We start from the raw sequence: 19,787 nt of genomic DNA on the forward strand, positions 1-19,787 counted from the left end.
GCTCCCACTCAGGAGCCCCGGTCGCCCAGGACCCGTACAGACCATGATGAAGAGCCCAAATTCTCGCTGACGCGAGGGGCACGACCCTGAAAGAGGGATTGACGACAAGTGCTCGACGTCAACTTCTTCGACGAGCTGCGGATTGGCCTGGCCACCGCGGACGACATTCGGCAGTGGTCCCACGGCGAGGTCAAGAAGCCGGAGACCATCAACTACCGCACCCTCAAGCCCGAAAAGGACGGACTCTTCTGCGAGAAGATCTTCGGTCCCACCCGGGACTGGGAGTGCTACTGCGGCAAGTACAAGCGCGTCCGGTTCAAGGGCATCATCTGCGAGCGCTGCGGCGTTGAGGTGACGCGCGCCAAGGTGCGTCGCGAGCGGATGGGCCATATCGAACTGGCCGCGCCGGTCACCCACATCTGGTACTTCAAGGGTGTCCCGTCACGCCTGGGCTACCTGCTTGACCTCGCGCCGAAGGACCTGGAAAAGGTCATCTACTTCGCCGCATACATGATCACCTGGGTTGACGATGAGCGCCGCACGCGCGACCTGCCCTCCTTGGAGGCGCATGTCTCCGTAGAGCGCCAGCAGATCGAGCAGCGCCGCGACGCCGACCTGGAAGCCCGAGCCAAGAAGCTTGAGACCGACCTGGCCGAGCTGGAGGCCGAGGGCGCCAAGGCCGACGTGCGCCGCAAGGTGCGCGAGGGCGCTGAGCGGGAGATGAAGCAGCTCCGCGACCGTGCGCAGCGCGAAATCGACCGCCTGGACGAGGTGTGGAGCCGCTTCAAGTCCCTCAAGGTCCAGGACCTAGAGGGTGACGAGCTGCTCTACCGCGAGCTGCGCGACCGCTTCGGCACCTACTTCATGGGTGGCATGGGCGCCGCCGCACTGCAAAAGCGCCTGGAGTCCTTCGACCTCGAAGAAGAGGCGGAGCGGCTGCGGGAGATCATCCGTACCGGCAAGGGCCAGAAGAAGACCCGTGCGCTGAAGCGGCTGAAGGTCGTCTCGGCGTTCCTTCAGACCCGTAACAGCCCCAACGGCATGGTCCTTGACTGCGTGCCGGTCATCCCGCCGGACCTGCGTCCGATGGTGCAGCTCGACGGTGGCCGCTTTGCGACCTCCGACCTGAACGACCTGTACCGCCGTGTCATCAACCGGAACAACCGCCTCAAGCGTCTCCTTGACCTCGGTGCCCCCGAGATCATCGTGAACAACGAGAAGCGGATGCTGCAAGAGGCCGTCGACGCGCTGTTCGACAATGGCCGCCGCGGCCGTCCGGTCACCGGCCCTGGCAACCGCCCGCTGAAGTCCCTGAGCGACATGCTCAAGGGCAAGCAGGGCCGCTTCCGGCAGAACCTGCTGGGTAAGCGCGTCGATTACTCGGCCCGTTCGGTCATCGTCGTCGGCCCGCAGCTCAAGCTGCACCAGTGCGGTCTGCCCAAGGCGATGGCGCTGGAACTGTTCAAGCCGTTCGTGATGAAGCGCCTGGTGGACCTGAACCACGCGCAGAACATCAAGAGCGCCAAGCGGATGGTCGAGCGCGGTCGTACGGTCGTGTACGACGTGCTCGAAGAGGTCATCGCCGAACACCCGGTGCTCCTCAACCGTGCTCCGACCCTGCACCGCCTGGGCATCCAGGCGTTCGAGCCGCAGCTCGTCGAGGGCAAGGCCATCCAGATCCACCCGCTCGTGTGCACCGCGTTCAACGCGGACTTCGACGGTGACCAGATGGCCGTGCACCTCCCGCTGTCCGCGGAGGCGCAGGCCGAGGCCCGCATCCTGATGCTGTCCTCGAACAACATCCTCAAGCCCGCCGATGGCCGGCCGGTGACGATGCCGACCCAGGACATGGTCCTTGGTCTGTTCTTCCTCACCACCGACGAGGCGGAGCGCAAGACCGTCGGTGAGGGCCGGTTCTTCGGCTCGACGGCCGAGGCGATCATGGCGTTCGACAACCGGGAGCTCTCGCTTCAGGCGAAGGTGGACATCCGCTTCCCGGTGGGCACCATCCCGCCGCGTGGCTGGACGCCGCCGGAGTCGGTGGAGGGCGAGGAGCCCTACCAGCCGGGCGACAGCTTCCGGCTGACCACCTCGCTGGGCCGCGCGCTCTTCAACGAGCTGCTGCCCGAGGACTACCCGTTCGTCGACTACTCGGTGAGCAAGAAGCAGCTCTCCGAGATCGTCAACGACCTGGCGGAGCGCTACCCCAAGGTCATCGTGGCGGCGACGCTGGACAACCTGAAGGCGGCCGGTTTCCACTGGGCCACCCGCTCGGGTGTGACCGTGGCGTTCTCCGACATTCTCGGCCCGCCCGAGAAGCCGGCGATCTTGGACGAGTACGAGGCCAAGGCGCTGCACGTCCAAAAGCAGTTCGAGCGGGGTCTGATCACCCGCGACGAGCGGCACCAGGAGCTCGTGGTCATTTGGAACAAGGCCACCAACGAGGTCTCCGAGGCGATGCAGCGGAACTTCCCGCGCACCAACCCGATCTTCATCATGATCGAGTCCGGCGCGCGCGGAAACATGATGCAGATGCGTCAGATCGCCGGTATGCGTGGTCTGGTGTCCAACGCCAAGAACGAAACCATCTCGCGCCCCATCAAGGCGTCCTACCGTGATGGCCTGTCCGTTCTTGAGTACTTCATCGCCACCCACGGCGCCCGTAAGGGCCTCGCGGACACGGCCCTGCGGACCGCCGACTCGGGTTACCTGACCCGTCGTCTGGTGGACGTCTCGCAGGACGTGATCATCCGCGAGGAGGACTGCGGCACCGAGCGCGGCCTGAAGCTCAAGATCGCCACCAGGGGCACAGACGGTGTGCTGCGCAAGACGGACGACGTCGAGACCAGCGTGTACGCGCGGATGCTCGCCGAGGACGTCGTGGTGGACGGCAAGGTCATCGCGCCGGCCAACGTGGACCTGGGCGATGTCCTCATCGACCAGCTCCTCGCGCACGGCGTGGAGACGGTCAAGACCCGCTCGGTCCTCACCTGCGAGTCCGCCGTCGGCACCTGCGCCTACTGCTACGGCCGCTCGCTGGCCACCGGCAAGCTCGTGGACATCGGCGAGGCCGTCGGCATCATCGCGGCCCAGTCGATCGGTGAGCCCGGCACCCAGCTCACGATGCGTACCTTCCACACCGGTGGTGTGGCCGGTGACGACATCACCCAGGGTCTGCCGCGTGTCGTCGAGCTCTTCGAGGCCCGTACGCCCAAGGGCGTCGCCCCCATCTCGGAGGCGGCCGGTCGGGTGCGCATCGAGGAGACCGAGAAGACCAAGAAGCTCGTCGTCACCCCGGACGACGGCTCCGAAGAGACTCCGTTCGGCGTCTCGAAGCGAGCCCGAGTCCTGGTAGGCGAGGGCGACCACGTCGAGGTGGGACAGCCGCTGACGCTGGGCGCCATCAACCCGCACGACGTGCTGCGCATCCTCGGCCAGCGCGCCGTGCAGGTGCACCTGGTCGGCGAGGTGCAGAAGGTCTACAACTCGCAGGGTGTGTCGATCCACGACAAGCACATCGAGATCATCATCCGGCAGATGCTGCGCCGCGTGACGATCATCGAGTCCGGCGACGCGGAGCTGCTGCCGGGCGAGCTCGTGGAGCGCTCGCGCTTCGAGAACGAGAACCGCCGCGTGGTGCAGGAGGGCGGTCACCCGGCCTCCGGGCGTCCGCAGCTCATGGGTATCACCAAGGCATCGCTGGCCACCGAGTCGTGGCTGTCGGCGGCGTCCTTCCAGGAGACGACCCGGGTGCTCACCGACGCGGCGATCAACGCCAAGTCGGACTCCCTGATCGGCCTCAAGGAAAACGTCATCATCGGCAAGCTCATCCCGGCCGGTACGGGTCTGTCCCGCTACCGCAACATCCGGGTCGAGCCCACCGAAGAGGCCAAGGCCGCGATGTACTCGGCCGTTGGCTACGACGACATCGACTACTCGCCCTTCGGGACGGGGTCGGGCCAGGCGGTTCCGCTGGAGGACTACGACTACGGTCCGTACAACCAGTAGGCGCCAACCGGCCGGTGAGGCCGGAACTCAGTAAACCGCGGGGCGGTCATTCCAGTCAGGGATGACCGTCCCGCGGTTTGTCGTGGATGATAGAGGGAGCTGTCTAGCTGGGGGAGGTTTCTCAGGTGGCGTTCCAACCATGGCAAGGCGGTCAACCGGCGCAGCCGGCGAGCCAGTCGCCGATGATGCGGGCCTCGCACGCTGAGCGGGAGCGCGCGGTCGATGTGTTGAAGGCTGGTTTTGCCGAGGGGCGGCTTTCGCAGAACGAGTACGAACAGCGCATCACCCGGGCCTATCAGGCGCAGACCTACGGTGAAATCCAAGTGTTGGTCGCGGACTTGCCCCAAGGGCCCATCGGCCAGGCGCAGTTCGCGCCCCGGCCGATGGTGCCGCCGACGTTCTTGCCGGCGCCGCGGACCAACGGGAGCGCGACGGGCGCGCTGGTGTGCGGCATCTTGGGCACCATGGTCGGCGTCACCGCCATTCCGGCGGTGATCTTGGGGCACAAGGCGCGGGGGGAGATCCGGCGTACCGGGGAGCAGGGCGACGGCATGGCGGTCGCGGGCCTGGTGCTCGGCTATCTGGTGATCGGCTTCCTGGCGCTGATGGTGGCGGTGGTGGTCCTGGCGGTCGGCGCGTCGAGCTGAGCCGGCGGTCGTCTGCGGCCGGGTGCCCGGTTCGTGCTGCGGGGCTGTGCCGGCTGTGCTGGCTGGCCCTGGGGCTGCGCCCGCTGACCCGGCTGCGCTGGCACCGGCTGTGGGGAGGCGGCGCGGGGGTTGTGCGGGAGCGCGTGCGGTGCGCTCGGCCGCTGCGACGTGCTTTCGCGCGAGAAGAGAGCACACTACGGTAGCGGCAGCGCCGTAAGCCGCCCGGCGTGTCCTACGCGTGTGCATTTGTTTTGACCGGAGCCGATGCGGTAGGTACGCTCTGACCTTGTGCCTGGCGTGTCCCCGGGCTCCCATGCGTGCATACTCCTCCGGCTCCGTTCGGAGTGAGATGCCACGGACGGAGCCTGGTGGAGTGCCCCCAGCTTTGGGGGACCGAGGTGTTTACACCAAACTCCGCACTCTTTCGCTCATTGCAGCGGTCTGGAGTGCGCGACACACCCGACCGCGTGGGTCGGGGAGTTCCAGGTTAGCTTCACTACACGGCACACAGAAACCGGAGAAACGGTGCCTACGATCCAGCAGCTAGTCCGTAAGGGCCGGCAGGACAAGGTCGAGAAGAACAAGACGCCCGCACTAGAGGGTTCCCCTCAGCGTCGTGGCGTCTGCACGCGTGTTTTCACGACCACCCCGAAGAAGCCGAACTCGGCCCTGCGTAAGGTCGCGCGTGTGCGTCTGACCAGCGGGATCGAGGTCACCGCTTACATTCCGGGTGAGGGTCATAACCTGCAGGAGCACTCGATCGTGCTCGTGCGTGGCGGCCGTGTGAAGGACCTGCCGGGCGTTCGCTACAAGATCATCCGTGGCTCGCTCGACACCCAGGGCGTCAAGAACCGCAAGCAGGCTCGCAGCCGCTACGGCGCCAAGAAGGAGAAGTAAGAATGCCTCGTAAGGGCCCCGCCCCGAAGCGCCCGGTCATCATCGACCCGGTCTACAGCTCTCCTCTTGTCACCTCCCTCATCAACAAGGTGCTGCTGAACGGTAAGCGCTCCACTGCTGAGCGCATCGTTTACGGCGCCATGGAGGGGCTGCGCGAGAAGACCGGAAACGACCCGGTCATCACGCTCAAGCGCGCTCTGGAAAACATCAAGCCGACCCTTGAGGTGAAGTCTCGCCGGGTCGGTGGCGCCACCTACCAGGTGCCGATCGAGGTCAAGCCCGGTCGCGCCGCCACCCTCGCGCTGCGCTGGCTCGTGGGCTACTCGCGTGCTCGTCGCGAGAAGACCATGACCGAGCGCCTGATGAACGAGCTCCTGGACGCCAGCAACGGTCTGGGCGCCGCGGTCAAGCGTCGCGAGGACACCCACAAGATGGCCGAGTCCAACAAGGCCTTCGCGCACTACCGCTGGTAGTCGCTACCCCCATCGAGACCGAGGGAAGACTGAGCCAAATGGCCACCACTTCACTTGACCTGGCCAAGGTCCGCAACATTGGGATCATGGCCCACATCGACGCGGGCAAGACGACGACCACCGAGCGGATTCTGTTCTACACCGGTGTGAGCTACAAGATCGGTGAGGTCCACGACGGCGCTGCCACGATGGACTGGATGGAGCAGGAGCAGGAGCGCGGCATCACGATCACGTCGGCCGCGACGACCTGTCACTGGCCGGTGAACGACGTCGATCACACCATCAACATCATCGACACCCCGGGCCACGTGGACTTCACCGTTGAGGTGGAGCGTTCGCTACGCGTGCTCGACGGCGCCGTGACGGTGTTCGACGGTGTCGCCGGTGTGGAGCCGCAGTCCGAGACGGTGTGGCGTCAGGCTGACCGCTACAACGTTCCGCGCATCTGCTTCGTGAACAAGCTGGACCGTGTCGGTGCCGAGTTCCACCGCTGCGTCGACATGATCGTCGATCGCCTCGGTGCGACCCCGCTCGTCATGCAGCTTCCGATCGGCGCCGAGGCGGACTTCAAGGGCGTTATCGACCTCGTCCGCATGAAGGCGCTGGTGTGGCCCGTCGAGGCCGCCAAGGGTGAGATGTACGACACCCTGGAGATCCCGGACACCCACGCCGACGCCGCCGCCGAGTGGCGCGACAAGCTCCTGGAGACCGCCGCCGAGGGCGACGAAGAGCTGATGGAGCTGTACCTGGAGGGCCAGGAGCCCACCGAGGAGCAGCTCAAGGCCGGCATTCGCCGCGCCACCATCGCCGGCAACCTCACGCCGGTCTTCTGTGGCACCGCGTTCAAGAACAAGGGCGTTCAGCCCCTGCTCGACGCGGTGGTTGACTACCTCCCGTCCCCCGTGGACGTCGAGGGTGTCACCGGCCACAAGGTGGACGACGAGAACGTCGAGGTCTTCCGTAGGGCCTCCGAGGACGAGCCGTTCGCTGGTCTTGCCTTCAAGATCATGAGCGACCCGCACCTCGGCAAGCTCACCTTCATCCGGATTTACTCCGGCCGCATGGAGGCCGGCACTCAGGTGCTGAACTCCGTGAAGGGCAAGAAGGAGCGCATCGGCAAGATCTACCGGATGCACGCGAACAAGCGTGAGGAAATCGCGAGTGTGGGTGCCGGCGACATCGTCGCCGTCATGGGTCTCAAGCAGACCACCACCGGCGAGACCCTCTGCGACTCCGGCCAGCCGGTGATCCTTGAGTCCATGAACTTCCCGGCCCCGGTGATCCAGGTCGCCATCGAGCCGAAGTCCAAGGGCGACCAGGAGAAGCTGGGTATTGCCATCCAGCGCCTCGCCGAGGAGGACCCGTCCTTCCAGGTCCACACGGACGAGGAGACCGGCCAGACCATCATTGCGGGTATGGGCGAGCTCCACCTCGACGTGCTGGTTGACCGGATGAAGCGCGAGTTCCGCGTCGAGGCCAACGTGGGCAAGCCGCAGGTCGCGTACCGCGAGACGCTGCGCAAGGCCGTTGAGCGGATCGATTACACGCACAAGAAGCAGACTGGCGGTTCCGGCCAGTTCGCCAAGGTGCAGATCGCGATCACGCCGCTTGAGGGCGACGGATACGAGTTCGAGAACAAGGTCACTGGTGGCCGCATCCCGCGGGAGTACATCCCGTCCGTGGACGCGGGTTGCCAGGAGGCCCTGGAGTTCGGCGTGCTGGCCGGCTACCCGCTGACCGGCGTGAAGGTGACGCTGCTCGACGGTGCCTACCACGAGGTGGACTCCTCCGAGCTCGCGTTCAAGATCGCTGGCTCCATGGCGTTCAAGGAGGGTGCCCGCAGGGCGTCGCCGGCTCTACTGGAGCCGATGATGTCCGTCGAGGTCATCACTCCCGAGGACTACATGGGTGACGTCATCGGCGACATCAACTCCCGCCGTGGACAGATTCAGTCCATGGAGGACCGTAGCGGCGCCAAGGTCGTCACCGGCCTGGTACCGCTCTCGGAGATGTTCGGTTACGTCGGTGACCTGCGGAGCAAGACGTCTGGCCGCGCCAGCTACTCCATGCAGTTCGACTCCTACGCCGAGGTTCCGCGGAGCGTCGCCGAGGAGATTATCGCGAAGGTCAAGGGCGAGTAACGACGGTCCGTCCCCGCAGTAGCGGGGATGAGCCCAGCACGTTGCTCAGCCTTTAGGCTGGAGCAAAGGCATCGGGGCATTCCGCCACAGATCGCGTCAAGCGCCCTGTGGCGGGGCCTCGGGCGCCGGCCCCCCAAGCGAATACGGCCAAGGGCATCCCCTCGGGGTCCTGGTCGGTTCGATACAGACCACCTGAACCCATCCGCAAGGTGTGGATGGAGTACAGCACCAGTCCACAGGAGGACCCCAGTGGCGAAGGCGAAGTTCGAGCGGACTAAGCCGCACGTCAACATCGGCACCATTGGTCACATTGACCACGGTAAGACGACGCTTACCGCGGCGATCACCAAGGTGCTGCATGACGCGTTCCCGACCCTGAACGAGGCCTCGGCCTTCGACCAGATCGACAAGGCTCCTGAGGAGCGTCAGCGCGGTATCACCATCTCCATCGCGCACGTCGAGTACCAGACCGAGTCGCGTCACTATGCGCACGTTGACTGCCCGGGTCACGCGGACTACATCAAGAACATGATCACCGGTGCCGCCCAGATGGACGGCGCGATCCTCGTGGTCGCCGCAACCGACGGTCCGATGCCGCAGACCAAGGAGCACGTGCTCCTCGCCCGCCAGGTCGGCGTGCCGTACATCGTTGTCGCGCTGAACAAGGCCGACATGGTGGACGACGAGGAGATCATGGAGCTCGTCGAGCTTGAGGTTCGCGAGCTGCTCTCCGAGTACGAGTTCCCGGGCGACGACCTGCCGGTCGTCAAGGTCTCGGCGCTCAAGGCCCTTGAGGGCGACGAGGAGTGGGGCAAGACCGTCCTCGACCTGATGAAGGCCGTTGACGAGTCGATCCCGCAGCCCGAGCGCGACGTTGACAAGCCGTTCCTGATGCCCATCGAGGACGTCTTCACGATCACCGGTCGTGGCACCGTCGTCACCGGTCGTATCGAGCGTGGCATCCTCAAGGTCAACGAGACCGTGGACATCATCGGTATCAAGACCGAGAAGACCACCACCACGGTCACCGGCATCGAGATGTTCCGCAAGCTGCTCGATGAGGGCCAGGCCGGTGAGAACGTCGGTCTGCTCCTCCGTGGCATCAAGCGCGAGGATGTCGAGCGCGGCCAGGTCATCATCAAGCCGGGTTCTGTCACGCCGCACACCGAGTTCGAGGCGCAGGCGTACATCCTGTCGAAGGACGAGGGTGGCCGTCACACCCCCTTCTTCAACAACTACCGCCCGCAGTTCTACTTCCGTACCACGGACGTGACCGGCGTGGTGACCCTCCCCGAGGGCACCGAGATGGTCATGCCGGGCGACAACACCGAGATGTCTGTCTCGCTGATCCAGCCCGTCGCCATGGAAGAGGGCCTCAAGTTCGCCATCCGTGAGGGTGGCCGGACGGTGGGCGCCGGTCAGGTCACCAAGATCGTCAAGTGATCTGACCCCTTCCGCTCCACGGGTCGGGTTCCGCTCTTCCGCGGAACCCGGGCCTCGGATCGGGGCCGCCCCCGAGGCGGCCCTGCTCTTCGGGGCGAGCGCTTCCCTTCGGGGCGGCGACCTCGCCGAGCTACGGGGTGGAAGGCCGCGTCCTTTCGCGGCATGAGCCCGGGTCCCATTCGCTTTTAAGCGAGTGGGACCCGGGCTTTTTTGTGCGTACGGGGGGAGTGCGGGACGTCATGGAGTTGCGCGATGTGGTGGGGCGCTGCGCGGCGCGGTGGGCGCCGTGGGGCGCCGCCGGGTCGCTGAGGGCGCGCCGTGGGATGTGGGGGCGCTTTGTGGCGCGCCGAGGGTTGGGGCCGCGGCTGCGTGGTGTGCCGGGGGCGGGAGCGTACGGGAAGCGAGCGCGCGGCTGTGGCGCTACGGTGCCGTGCTCACGCCCGGCCCGGTGCTGGTGTACAGGCCCGGGCGGTGCCTGGTGCTCAGGCTCGGCCGGTGGGGCGCGGCTGCCAGAGCCAGGGGGTGGCGGCGGGTGAGATGCCGATGACGCGGGCCGCGGGGGCGCGCGGGCCGGGCGGGACCAGTGCGGGCAGGCCGACGGGGCGTAGCCGGTGCGGGGAGCGCGTAGGTCGGGCGCCGGCTCCCGTGCCGTACTGGAGGATCGCCTCACCATCGCGCCCCCGACCGAGGGCCAGCAGACCAGGGGTGTTGGCGCGGCTGTCGGCATCGGCGTCGGCGTCGGTGTGGGGGTCGGTTCTGGTGTCGGCGCTGGTGGGGGCGTACGACGTGGCCAGTGGCCCGTAACCGTCGAAGGCTCGCAGCGGTGTGGGGGCGCGTTTGCTGGCGGCGGCGCCACCGCCGATGGAGTACGCGATCGGGTCGGGCGCGGCCGGGGTGCGGTAGGTGACGAGCAGGGCGCCGGACGGGTCGAGGGCCGCGGCGGGCTGTTCGCCGGGGATCGGTAGGCCGGTGGGCGGCTGGGCGGTGACCGGGCCGCCGGTGCGGCTTTGCGCCCAGTGGCGCAGGGTGCCGCGGCCCGCCGCGAAGACGTGGACCCGGCCCTTCGCGTCGAGCGTCACGGTCAGGCCGTCCTGGATCTCGCCCGCGTCCGCACTGGCGGCGGTGCCTGCGCCAGGTGCTCCTACCTCGGTGATCCGCCGCCACGGGGACCAGCGGCCGTGCGGGTCGCGGACGCGGGTCGCGATGCTCTTGTCGGCCGTACGGGCGAACAGGTGCACCCCGCCATCGGGCGTCGCCACGGCGGCCGGGCACCCCACGCGGCGGCCACGATCGGGGTCGCCCTCCGGGTTGCCAAGACTCTTCCACGCCCGGAAGGCCCCACCGCGGTGCTGCTGCTCCAGGACGACCAACTCCCGTACGTTGGCGCCCCCTTGCCCCTCCAGCGCAGCGAACCGCAGCGCGAACACAAGTTGCCGCCCCGCCCGGTCCACCACAGCCGAAAGCGCAGGGGCGAGCGGTCCGCCGCTGAGGTTGTCGGGGGCGGCCCACCGGCCACTGCCGGCCGCGGTCTCCTGCCAGCGCACCAACTGAGTGCCGAGCACGCCGAACGCCACCAGGCGCCCGTCCGCCTCGGTGACCGGGGCGAGCCGCGCGCCGGGGTAGCGGTAGTGGGTGCTGCGAATCCAGCCCTTGCGGTTGCGAAGCGGGCGGGTACCACCCTGGCTGTAGTCGCCGCAGCCGGCCGCGTTGCCGCACTCCCAGTCGGGCCCGCCACCGTACGCGGCCAGAAAACGGGCCTTGTCACCCAGCACATCGGCAGGCAGATTGTGCGGCCAGCGCTGGTTGTAGTAGCCACGGAAGGCGGTGGTGGTGAACCGCGGGGCGCGCCCGTCGCGGCGGGTGGCGTCAGAGGCCCACTGGAACATGGCCTTCCACGCGAACAGCGCGATCGGCGTGTGGTCGCGGTGGTCGGAGCAGCCCGGCTGGTCGTTGTCGCGCCGGTGCGTGGCGTCGTGCACCTGAAAGTCGGGGTCTGGGTCCAGGGTGTGGATAAGGGTGGGCCGATAGCGGTCCATGAGGTGCGCGAGGGCGTCCACCAGGCTCTGATGGCGGTACGTGCTGATGCGACGCAGCGGCGAACCGGTAGGGAGAAGGCTCTCCATGGTCGCGCCGGGCGTGTCCCACAGGTCCGGGGTCCGGTGGCCCGCGGCGGAGAGCGTGGCGATGTTGAAAAAGACCAACCGGGCCGAACGTCCGCCCTGGGCAAGGACGTTGGTCTCTGCGGTGATGCCGCCCGGTAGCTTGAGCACGGAACGCTGCCAGCGGGCGAACCGGTGCAGCCCGAGCATCTCCGCGTACGCCTGCCGCAGCCCCTGTTGGCGGGACGCCGTGTAACCGGGCTTATCGACGGCTGGCAACGGGCGACCTGGCGCGAAGTTGAGCCCCCTAGCCTCGCCAGCGGTGACGTACACGGACACCACCGAGGCCCCGCCGTCGAGCACATGCCGGGCGTCGGGGTTCATGAAGTACAGGTCGTCGTCGGGGTGCGCGAGAACCTGCAACAGCAGCGCGTCCTTGTCACCTGTGACGGAGGTGAACGGCTCGGCGGCATGCGGATCGACGGAGCGTACGGGGTCGGCGGGGCCCTCGGCCGCGGCGGACGGCGACGCGGTGGACGCGCCGGCACGGCCGCCGACGACACCAGCCGCCGTGAGGGCGGCCAGCGCGGCCACCACCTGCCGTCGCCCGGGCAATGGACGCGCGGTCGTGCTGTTCACGTGTTGGTCCTCGCGATGTCATTCCAGGGCAGCACCTAGGTCCCTGGGCTGCGCTCGCGTTAAGGCAGACGGTGCGCGGTGCGCGTTGGTTGCCCGGAGCGAATGATTTCGGTGGTCACAAGTTGATCACTGTGGGGTTGGGGTCGGGGTGGGTTGGGGAGCGGTGGCTTCCGGTGCGGGGGGCTGGGGCAACTTGGGGTGGGGTGGCGGGGGTTGGGGGTGTGGGGGTGTTGCGGTGCGGGGGGTGGTTCGGGTGGTGGGTGCCGGGGGGGGGGAGGGTGGGGGTGGCGAGGGGGTGGATGAGATTGGGCATATGGGGCGGTTTGCGGGAGATGTCGGAGTTTGAAGAAGTGGGTAAAAACCGGGGGAGTGCGCGGTAACGTCGCAGGTCGCGAACTGTGGTCCCCGCGCGTGCGGGGGTGGTCCCGTGTTCGATGAGTGGGGAGTATGGCAAAAGCAGTGGTCCCCGCGCGTGCGGGGGTGGTCCCCAGGGCCTGGGCAGGAAGATCCACGACACCGTGTGGTCCCCGCGCGTGCGGGGGTGGTCCTGACGGGCCGCCGACATGGCTCTTGCCCGTCCAGTGGTCCCCGCGCGTGCGGGGGTGGTCCCGCAGGCGAACCCGTAGACCGCGTCGTCATCGTGTGGTCCCCGCGCATGCGGGGGTGGTCCCGCGGTTGCTCAGGTCTTCCCGGCAGTGGTGTCTCGCACGGGCCCTGGTCATGGGGCCGGGACCTGTGCGGGCGTGCATTACCTGCCGGGTCGTCTGCTGTTTGTGCGTCGTGGTGTTCGTTGGTTTAGGCGGGTGAGGGTGCGGGTGTAGTGGTGGGTCCAAAGGTGGTTGATGTGGGTGAGGGCGGTGGTGGCGAGGAGTTGGAGTGCGGGTGTTGCGGTGGGCAGGCGGAGTGGTGGTTCGTTTTCGCAGAGGTCGGCTGTGCCGAAGGTGGAGACGTGGAAGCGGGCGTGGCCGCTGTGGGCGCGGTGGGTGGCCATCCACACGTCTACTTCGGCGATGGTGAGCCTGTCGTCGGCTTCTGCTTCGCATTCGTCGCCGTCTCCCAGGCAGAACGCGGCGTAGCCGTGTCGGTGGGTCTGCCAGTGGCGGGGCAGGGGGATCATGGTCGGTTTTCCTTTCGCGGTGGGGTGGTGAGGGCGGCGTGTAGGGCGCGGGTGATGACGTCGTCCAAGCCCTCGCTTGCGACCCAGCGTCGGCGGTGGGGTGTGGGGTGGCAGTGACAAGGGCTGAATTCCCCGGCCGCTACCCGGGCGTCGGTGCCGGAGGTCCATCCGCCGTCTACGACCAGGGTCATGCGCTCGGGGCGGCGGAAGTCCGTGGCCAGGACGCGATGGCGAGGTGGCAGTTGCAGCCCGAGTGCGCAGGCGGTGCGTGCGGCTGCGGACAGCAACAACTCACCGGGGCGCAGGATGACACCGGGCAGGTACCACGGCGGCGCCCCGTCGTGGACGAGGAGGATCTGCGGTAGGCCGCTGGTCACGTCGTCTGGTGCGTGGGGGTTGCGGGGTTTCCAGATCAGCAGGGCTACGCGAAGTTGCCGGGCGCTCATGAGGCGCTGTCTGGGGTGGTGGGGGTGTGGGCGAGGTGGTCGAGCCCGCAGTCGCTGGGTGTCTTGCCGTTGGTGGTCATGATCCCGGCAGCGTCCGCGCCGTCCGACCAGAAGAATCCGCCTGTCCCGGCGAGCGCGTCCAGCGGGAGTTGGATGCGGTGGGGGTTGGTGCGTAGCTCGTCGGACGCCAGCGCTTTGGGGTCAAACAACGCGTCTCGTAGGCGTGTTGGAAGTCGATGTCTGTCACGGGCTCCCACGCGTCCGTGGTTTCGGCTTGGCCGGTGTTGGCGAGGAAGAACCGCAAGACGGTGTTCCCCTGGACCGTTCGTACGGTGTGCTGCCCGGTCAGCACCGAACTCCGCTTCGCGGCACTGGTCACCGCGGGCCCGTTCTGCTCGCGCTGGTGGTGTTCCACGGCCCGGTGTGCGTGCAGTGTTTCCACGGCTTTGCGGTACCGCGGCCAATCCCGCAACGCACGAGCACGGTCCCGAACGATGACCACCGCCCGACACGTGGCACACAGCGCGGCTGCGGTCTCGGTGGCGACGTGCTCCACCAAGGGCACATCGGACGCCAACTGGTCGTTGAGAGCGAGAAGTTGAGACAGTTTGGCGTCGATGGGTTCCGGGGCGGGCGGCCAGTGGTCGGGGTGCTGGATCATCAGCGGGCCCCCTGCCCGCCGCCGCGGCGGCGGTCATATGGGTACGTAAGCTTGAGCATGGCTGCCTGCCTCTTTCAGGTGGTTCACGCCCCCGGACCGGTCGCACGGTCGCGGGGGTTTCGGCGGGGCGGTGGGCTATGTGTCCACTTGTCACCCGACGTGCGCGGCCTGTCTCTCTAAGCAACACCTGCGGCACACTGGGTGGGTACTGTCGTAGGGGTGGCAATGGGTGGCAGATGAGCGCCCTCGTCGGAGGCTGTGAGATGACCGCACCGAACGCGAAGCTCGCCGATGCTCTTCGCCGCACTGGCATGAGCAACAACGAACTCGCCCGCCGTGTCAAAGTCGTGGCTGCTGTGTGTGGACAGCCACATGTCCAGCCAGACGCCACTGCGGTACGGCGCTGGAGGGGTGGGCACCGGCCGCGCCCCCCGGTACCGGAGATCATCGCGAGTGTCGTCTCGTCCGCACTCGGATACCGCCTCACGACGTACGACCTCGGCTTCGGTGAGGGCAGTGCCGCGGAGCGCACCCTCACCTACAGCCCCATGCTCGCCGCTACGGTAGAAGCCGTTGCCGACCTGGGGAGCGCGGACGTGGATCGTCGTAATTTTTTAGCAGTGGCGCCCTTCGCCGCCGTGGCGGCTATTGGGCCCTCCCGTGACTGGCTGCTCAACACGCTGGAACAGCAGCCTGAGTCGCGGACGCACGTGAGGCTTGAGGATGTCACCTCAGTACGCAATGTTTTCGGCCAGTTCCAGCGCGTGGACGTGCTGCAAGGCGGTGGTGCCGGTCGGCGCGCACTCGCCCGGTACATGACCCAACATGTCTATCCGCTTCTTCAGCGCACCCATGCCGAGGACGTACGCAGAGCTTTGTGTGAAGCGACCGCTGAGCAGACCTATTTGCTCGGCTGGATGGCCTACGACGATGGTGAGCACGGGACTGCACAGCGGTATCTGATCCAGTCGCTTCGGCTCGCCGAGGAGGCCCGTAACGCGTCGCTCGGCGCACACATCTTGGCCGGTATGGCAGACCAGGCCACCCTGCTGGGTAACCCCGCCGAGGGGCGCAGCCTCGCCCAAGCCGGGCGACATGGTCTCGGGAAGTCGTCGTCTGCCGCCTGCTTGGCTGATCTGTGGTGCTTGGAGGCGCGTGCCCTGGCCAAGCTCGGGCAGGAGAAGGCAGCCAGGCGGGCCGTGGAAGAGTCGCAGCAGTCGTTCGATCGCGTAGTTCCGAATGCGGAGCAGGAGTGGGCGCAGTTCATCGACAGCGCTTACATCCATGGCGAGTGGGCCCACACCTTTCGGGACCTGGGTGATGCGGACCGGGCGGAAGCTCACGCACGAGTGTCGATCCGCTCGGCGAAGACCCAGAGCCGGGCGCGCCGCGGCGCGATGTCTCAGGCAGCATTGTCGGCGGTTCACTTGCAGCGTCGTGACCTGGAAGCCGCGCATGCGGCGGGACTGCGGACCATCAGTCTCGCCAAGCGGGTGAAGTCGTCGCGATGCGTCGAAGCGGTGCAGGATCTGCACCGCCGTATGGCGCCGTATGGCGCGCATCGTCTCGTCGCTGATTTCCAGGAGCGAGCAAGGGAAGTCGTCGCGGTGGTATAGAACGGGCGCGTCACCGGGCTGCGGTTCGGGAGGAGTTCGTGGTTGCGGCGTGCTCGGCAGCGTGGTTGTCCACAAGCTGGGGATGGAGGCGAGCGAAGTGCTTAGGCTGAGGGATTCGCGGCGAATGTCGGAGTTCGAAGAAGTGGGTAAAAACCGGGGTGGCGCGCGGTAAAGCTGCTGGTCGCGAACTGTGGTCCCCGCGCGTGCGGGGGTGGTCCCCCGTTGCCGAACCACACGGCGGCGCGGTGAACGTGGTCCCCGCGCGTGCGGGGGTGGTCCCGGGCCGCGAAAACTCTTGTGAGGGTCGCCCGCGTGGTCCCCGCGCGTGCGGGGGTGGTCCCCACCAGCCGCGCCTCCCACGCCGCCACCTGCCGTGGTCCCCGCGCGTGCGGGGGTGGTCCCGGGCGAGTGATGGCGGGCTGGTGGATGCCACAGTGGTCCCCGCGCGTGCGGGGGTGGTCCCAAGCGGCGCAGGATCGAGCAGTTGGCGCGCGGGTGGTCCCCGCGCGTGCGGGGATGGTCCGAGATGGCAGGCGCGGTGATCGAGGTGGACGGTGTGGGCAGTAGCCGGAACGAGTGTGTAACCCCCCTGCGGGGCGACTTCCTAGCGACAGCCCGCATGGGCGCAGGGCTACTGCGGGAGCCCGCGGTGGCCGCCAGGTGGGACGAGCCCAGCGCCCTTCCGGAGTTCAGTGTGGCCGGGCTTGCGGGGCATTTGGCGTACCAGGTGCTGGCTGTTCCGGAGATCCTGGCGCAGCCCGTGCCGCAGGAGCCGGTGGTGCCGCTGCTTGAGCACTACGCGCGGGTGGAGTGGATCGGTGCGGGCGTGGACGAGGAGATCAACGTCCGTATTCGGCGCGGTGGCGAGCAGGCTGCGGCCGGGGGAGCGGAGGCGTTGGCCGGGCGCATGGACGTCGCCGTAGGCGAGCTGGGCGCCAGCCTCGCATCCGTCGCGAACCGTCCGGTGCGTATCCCGCTGTGGGGTTCGTGGTCGCTTGCTCTCGACGACCTGTTGGTCACGCGCATGATGGAGCTCGCGGTGCACGCGGACGATCTGGCGGTAAGCGTGGAAATCGAGGTCCCGGCCCTGCCGCCCAGGGTCGCCGAAACGGTGATCGACCTATTGTCCCGGCTTGCAGTGCGCCGCCACGGGGTGACGGGTGTACTGCGTGCGCTGAGTCGGGCGGAGCGGGCTCCGGGGTCCATCGCGGCATTCTGAAACTGCGCGGCGACGAAAGGGCGCATGGGGCTCGGTCGAGCTTGTTTCCTGGCTGCGTGGGGCGGTGACGCAGTCGCTTGTAGCCAGCGAAGCAATTGGCCAGGAGAGAGGAGTGGGTGGTTTGCGTAAATTGCCGAAGTTTGAAGAAGTGAGTAAAAACCGGGGCGGCGCTCGGTAAAGCCGCAGGTCGCGAACTGTGGTCCCCGCGCATGCGGGGGTGGTCCCGCCGCTGGCACATGGATTGCCACATTTGCCCGGTGGTCCCCGCGCATGCGGGGGTGGTCCCTTGCGGCGCGTTTCGATCAAGGGGGCGCAGTTGTGGTCCCCGCGCATGCGGGGGTGGTCCCGAAGCATGGTGTGGCCCACCGTCGTAAGGAGCGTGGTCCCCGCGCATGCGGGGGTGGTCCCCAACAGAGGGCATGGGGCACCTCCTCGGCGCTGTGGTCCCCGCGCATGCGGGGGTGGTCCTCGGCCGAGCTCCGCCATGACACGCGAGGGCGCGTGGTCCCCGCCCATGCGGGGCTAATCCACAGCACCAAAAGGAATCGGATCTCGCCCCGCGGAGGCCGCGGCGGGGCTACGGTGACGCCATGGCCAGAGCGGCGACGGCCATCCGCGTTGCGCCGCAGACGCGCGGCCATCTCGCCGAGCTTGCGCGGGAGCGGGGCCTCAGCGTGGGGCGGTACGTTGAGTTGCTGGCTCAGCAGGCCACCGAGGCCCAGCGCGCTGAGCGGCTTGCCGCTGACCGTGCCGTGCTGCGGGATCTGACCGGCTGCGGCCTCAGCGACGCCGACTTCGACCAGGCCCCTGACGTCCTCCGCCATGCTTACCGGCTGGCCGCCGCGAAGGTGCGAACCGCTTAGCCGCGCCCCGTCTCATCCCCCGTCCGAGCGGCCTTGACGCGTAGAGCAGCGCTACCGGTAGTGAGCGGCTGAGGAGCGCGCCCATGGAAGGCCGCATGACCGCCGAATCGCTGCACCCCTGGCCGGTGCCGCCGCCGGACGCCTACACCGTGGACGATCTCTTCGCACTGCCCGACCTCCCGCCTCACACCGAGCTGATCGACGGAAGCCTGGTTTCCCCCGGCCCGCAGCGGCTGTTCCACATGGCGACGCTGTACCTCCTGGAGAGCGGGCTGCGCCGGACCGTTCCTGATCATCTGGTGGTTGGGCGGGAGATGACCGTGGTTCTGGGGGCCGGGGCCCGTACCGCACCGGAGCCCGATCTGTTCGTCGTGCGCGGGGAAGCCGTGGCGAGCGCGCGGCGGACCCGGTTCGAGGCGGCCGATGTGCTGCTCGTCGTGGAGGTGGTCTCGCCCGACTCCGAAGCCAGGGATCGGATACCTAGCCCCGTAAGTACGCGGCGGCCGGCATTTCGTACTTTTGGCTGGTGGAGATGGCTGGTGAGGGGGACCAGCCGGTGGTGCATACGTACGAGCATGACCCGGTGACCCAGGGGTACGGGCTCACCGGTATCCATCATGAGCGGCTTAAGCTGTCGGTTCCGTTTACCATCGATGTTGATCTCGCCGGGGGCAGCCCTGCTGAGCGCGGGCCGGTAGCCCGCCTTCCGCCGCCCGCATCCCGCTGAGCCCGGGCTCAAAGCGCCTGGAGCCCAGGCCGGGGCCATGCCCCGGCCCGCTCCCGCCTCGCGCCAGCGGTCCCGTCCGATGATTCGTCGCCACTGCCGTGGGGTACCCTCCAAGGCTCGATTCGCGACGGGCGTGCCCCGTATGGCACACTGTTCAGGTTGCTCGGTTGAGTGCCGATGTTTGCGCGCCTCCCGCCGGGAGGACTGGAAGCGAGTCCCGCAGTACTCGTCGCCCCATGCTGTGTGCCGCAAGGCGCAGGGGCGGAAGTACGGGAATCTTCCGGGAAGTGTTAACGGGGCTCCAGCCAGGCACCCGGTGGGTGACTTTCCCCCCACAACCCCCTTCACTAGGGATTTTTCCTGTGGAGATTTACGAGAAGGGGCGCGACACGCCCGACCTCGGGGGTCGGGGAAAAGCCGCGAACGCACCGGGTCCCAGAGCGTTACGAGAGACAGGACTACAAAGTAGCCATGGCGGGACAGAAGATCCGCATCCGGCTCAAGGCCTACGACCACGAGGTCATCGACTCTTCGGCGAAGAAGATCGTCGAGACGGTGACCAGGACTGGTGCGTCGGTCGCGGGCCCGGTGCCGCTGCCCACTGAGAAGAACGTGTACTGCGTCATCAAGTCGCCGCACAAGTACAAGGACTCGCGCGAGCACTTCGAGATGCGCACGCACAAGCGCCTCATCGACATCCTTGACCCCACGCCGAAGACCGTTGACTCGCTCATGCGTCTCGATCTGCCGGCGGGCGTCGATATCGAGATCAAGCTCTGAGGTGACGCGCG

At 67.6% G+C, this 19,787-nt stretch carries 14 protein-coding genes, 1 pseudogene and 3 CRISPR repeat arrays; of the genes and pseudogenes, 11 read left to right on the plus strand and 4 right to left on the minus strand.

Translation table 11 applies throughout. The features are described from left to right. The first annotated feature begins 108 nt into the window (after positions 1-108). The 6 genes from FHS42_RS24970 to tuf all read left to right on the plus strand — a co-directional run bounded on the left by FHS42_RS24970 (position 109) and on the right by tuf (position 9,609). Positions 109-4,008: a DNA-directed RNA polymerase subunit beta' gene (locus FHS42_RS24970; RefSeq protein ID WP_184575659.1), complete on the plus strand. Its 3,900-nt coding sequence runs from the start codon at positions 109-111 to the stop codon at positions 4,006-4,008. 185 nt (positions 4,009-4,193) lie between these two features. Continuing rightward, positions 4,194-4,655, plus strand: coding sequence for a DUF1707 and DUF4190 domain-containing protein (locus tag FHS42_RS24975; protein ID WP_184575740.1), 462 nt, complete (start codon positions 4,194-4,196; stop codon positions 4,653-4,655). A 525-nt stretch (positions 4,656-5,180) separates the two neighbouring features. After that, positions 5,181-5,552 (plus strand): 30S ribosomal protein S12, encoded by a 372-nt coding sequence (rpsL, locus tag FHS42_RS24980; RefSeq protein ID WP_003948652.1) that lies wholly within the window; start codon positions 5,181-5,183, stop codon positions 5,550-5,552. 2 nt (positions 5,553-5,554) lie between these two features. Beyond that, complete coding sequence (gene rpsG, locus FHS42_RS24985; RefSeq protein ID WP_184575661.1) at positions 5,555-6,025, plus strand: 30S ribosomal protein S7; 471 nt, start codon at positions 5,555-5,557, stop codon at positions 6,023-6,025. A 38-nt stretch (positions 6,026-6,063) separates the two neighbouring features. Then, positions 6,064-8,166: an elongation factor G gene (fusA, locus tag FHS42_RS24990; RefSeq protein WP_184575663.1), complete on the plus strand. Its 2,103-nt coding sequence runs from the start codon at positions 6,064-6,066 to the stop codon at positions 8,164-8,166. 249 nt (positions 8,167-8,415) lie between these two features. After that, complete coding sequence (gene tuf / locus FHS42_RS24995) at positions 8,416-9,609, plus strand: elongation factor Tu (RefSeq protein WP_184575664.1); 1,194 nt, start codon at positions 8,416-8,418, stop codon at positions 9,607-9,609. A 482-nt stretch (positions 9,610-10,091) separates the two neighbouring features. On the opposite strand, the gene FHS42_RS25000 is transcribed toward tuf, so the two are convergent. The 4 genes from FHS42_RS25000 to FHS42_RS25015 all read right to left on the minus strand — a co-directional run bounded on the left by FHS42_RS25000 (position 10,092) and on the right by FHS42_RS25015 (position 14,571). Continuing rightward, positions 10,092-12,347: a PIG-L family deacetylase gene (locus FHS42_RS25000; RefSeq protein ID WP_312867023.1), complete on the minus strand. Its 2,256-nt coding sequence runs from the start codon at positions 12,345-12,347 to the stop codon at positions 10,092-10,094. A 398-nt stretch (positions 12,348-12,745) separates the two neighbouring features. Then, positions 12,746-13,018: a CRISPR direct-repeat array (repeat unit 29 nt; unit sequence GTGGTCCCCGCGCGTGCGGGGGTGGTCCC). Positions 13,019-13,095: 77 nt separating this feature from the next. Then, the gene (locus tag FHS42_RS25005) at positions 13,096-13,464 is read right to left on the minus strand and encodes a hypothetical protein (RefSeq protein ID WP_184575666.1); all 369 of its coding nucleotides are present in this window, start codon (positions 13,462-13,464) and stop codon (positions 13,096-13,098) included. After that, complete coding sequence (locus tag FHS42_RS25010; RefSeq protein ID WP_184575667.1) at positions 13,461-13,910, minus strand: NUDIX hydrolase; 450 nt, start codon at positions 13,908-13,910, stop codon at positions 13,461-13,463. Before FHS42_RS25010 ends, FHS42_RS25005 begins: the two co-directional genes overlap by 4 nt. A 76-nt stretch (positions 13,911-13,986) precedes the next feature. Beyond that, complete coding sequence (locus FHS42_RS25015; RefSeq protein WP_184575669.1) at positions 13,987-14,571, minus strand: hypothetical protein; 585 nt, start codon at positions 14,569-14,571, stop codon at positions 13,987-13,989. A 263-nt stretch (positions 14,572-14,834) separates the two neighbouring features. Between FHS42_RS25015 and FHS42_RS25020 the strand changes: the two genes are divergently transcribed. The 5 genes and pseudogenes from FHS42_RS25020 to rpsJ all read left to right on the plus strand — a co-directional run bounded on the left by FHS42_RS25020 (position 14,835) and on the right by rpsJ (position 19,776). Then, the gene (locus FHS42_RS25020) at positions 14,835-16,187 is read left to right on the plus strand and encodes an NsdA family TPR-like regulatory protein (RefSeq protein ID WP_184575671.1); all 1,353 of its coding nucleotides are present in this window, start codon (positions 14,835-14,837) and stop codon (positions 16,185-16,187) included. Positions 16,188-16,377: 190 nt separating this feature from the next. Continuing rightward, a CRISPR array of direct repeats spans positions 16,378-16,712; the repeat unit is 29 nt; unit sequence GTGGTCCCCGCGCGTGCGGGGGTGGTCCC. 1 nt (position 16,713) lies between these two features. After that, complete coding sequence (locus FHS42_RS25025; protein ID WP_184575673.1) at positions 16,714-17,406, plus strand: maleylpyruvate isomerase N-terminal domain-containing protein; 693 nt, start codon at positions 16,714-16,716, stop codon at positions 17,404-17,406. Positions 17,407-17,602: 196 nt separating this feature from the next. Next, positions 17,603-17,875: a CRISPR direct-repeat array (repeat unit 29 nt; unit sequence GTGGTCCCCGCGCATGCGGGGGTGGTCCC). Positions 17,876-17,996: 121 nt separating this feature from the next. After that, on the plus strand, positions 17,997-18,269 hold the full coding sequence (locus FHS42_RS25030) for a hypothetical protein (RefSeq protein ID WP_184575675.1): 273 nt from the start codon (positions 17,997-17,999) through the stop codon (positions 18,267-18,269). 83 nt (positions 18,270-18,352) lie between these two features. Next, positions 18,353-18,996 (plus strand): annotated as a pseudogene (locus FHS42_RS25035) (Uma2 family endonuclease). A gap of 471 nt (positions 18,997-19,467) precedes the next feature. Then, entirely contained in the window at positions 19,468-19,776 is a 309-nt protein-coding gene (gene rpsJ, locus FHS42_RS25040; RefSeq protein WP_003948644.1) for a 30S ribosomal protein S10, read from the plus strand. Positions 19,777-19,787: the final 11 nt, after the last annotated feature.

The organism is Streptomyces zagrosensis (genome assembly GCF_014203645.1).
GTDB classification, from domain to species: domain Bacteria; phylum Actinomycetota; class Actinomycetes; order Streptomycetales; family Streptomycetaceae; genus Streptomyces; species Streptomyces zagrosensis.

Excerpts from the sequence above, each read along its gene's own strand:
- FHS42_RS24975 (WP_184575740.1), top strand. The coding sequence starts at position 4,194 with ATGCGGGCCTCGCACGCTGAGCGGGAGCGCGCGGTCGATGTGTTGAAG.
- rpsG (WP_184575661.1), top strand. The coding sequence starts at position 5,555 with ATGCCTCGTAAGGGCCCCGCCCCGAAGCGCCCGGTCATCATCGACCCG.
- FHS42_RS25015 (WP_184575669.1), bottom strand. The coding sequence starts at position 14,571 with ATGATCCAGCACCCCGACCACTGGCCGCCCGCCCCGGAACCCATCGAC.
- FHS42_RS25025 (WP_184575673.1), top strand. The coding sequence starts at position 16,714 with ATGGCAGGCGCGGTGATCGAGGTGGACGGTGTGGGCAGTAGCCGGAAC.
- FHS42_RS25030 (WP_184575675.1), top strand. The coding sequence starts at position 17,997 with ATGGCCAGAGCGGCGACGGCCATCCGCGTTGCGCCGCAGACGCGCGGC.
- fusA (WP_184575663.1), top strand. The coding sequence starts at position 6,064 with ATGGCCACCACTTCACTTGACCTGGCCAAGGTCCGCAACATTGGGATC.
- FHS42_RS25005 (WP_184575666.1), bottom strand. The coding sequence starts at position 13,464 with ATGATCCCCCTGCCCCGCCACTGGCAGACCCACCGACACGGCTACGCC.
- rpsJ (WP_003948644.1), top strand. The coding sequence starts at position 19,468 with ATGGCGGGACAGAAGATCCGCATCCGGCTCAAGGCCTACGACCACGAG.
- FHS42_RS25020 (WP_184575671.1), top strand. The coding sequence starts at position 14,835 with ATGACCGCACCGAACGCGAAGCTCGCCGATGCTCTTCGCCGCACTGGC.
- FHS42_RS25010 (WP_184575667.1), bottom strand. The coding sequence starts at position 13,910 with ATGAGCGCCCGGCAACTTCGCGTAGCCCTGCTGATCTGGAAACCCCGC.